A 533-nucleotide genomic window follows, 5' to 3' on the forward strand; every position below is an offset into this window, starting at 1 on the left:
CATTCAGCGCCAGAATGTTGGTTGGGAAGGCAATACCATCGATCACATTGGTGATATCCGCGATTTTTTGCGAGCTGTCGGAGATCTGGTTCATGGTGATCACCACATGGCTGACTTTTACCCCGCCTTTGTCTGCCGTCTCTGACGCCTCTTTTGCCACCTGCGCCGCCTGCCGCGCGCTGTGTGAATTCTGTTTTACCGTGGCGGTCAACTGTTCCATGCTGGCCGCGGTTTCGCCCAGCGACGCCGCCTGCTGCTCGGTGCGCGATGAAAGATCGTTGCTGCCTGCCGAGATCTCGCTGGCACCGGTATAAATTGACTGCGCGCTGTCACGCACCGCGCTTACCGTATCAATCAGTGAACGCTGCATATGATGCAAACCGGTGGCAAGCTGGCTCATCTCATTTCGTCCTTGAACGTCAATCGATTGCGTCAGATCGCCTTTGGCAATCGCGTTGATATGGCGCATCAGCGCATGCAGCGGTTGCAGCAGAATACGCTGCAATCCGACCCAACTGAGCACAATCACCAAT

Annotated in this window: 1 protein-coding gene; it reads right to left on the reverse strand. The window is 55.5% G+C overall.

Features of this window, described 5'->3' with window-relative positions; all coding sequences use genetic code 11:
• Window positions 1-533: methyl-accepting chemotaxis protein (locus tag J5224_RS34885; protein WP_264629374.1), on the reverse strand; the 533-nt coding region annotated here is incomplete at both ends.

It is taken from the genome of Candidatus Symbiopectobacterium sp. NZEC135 (assembly GCF_025962695.1).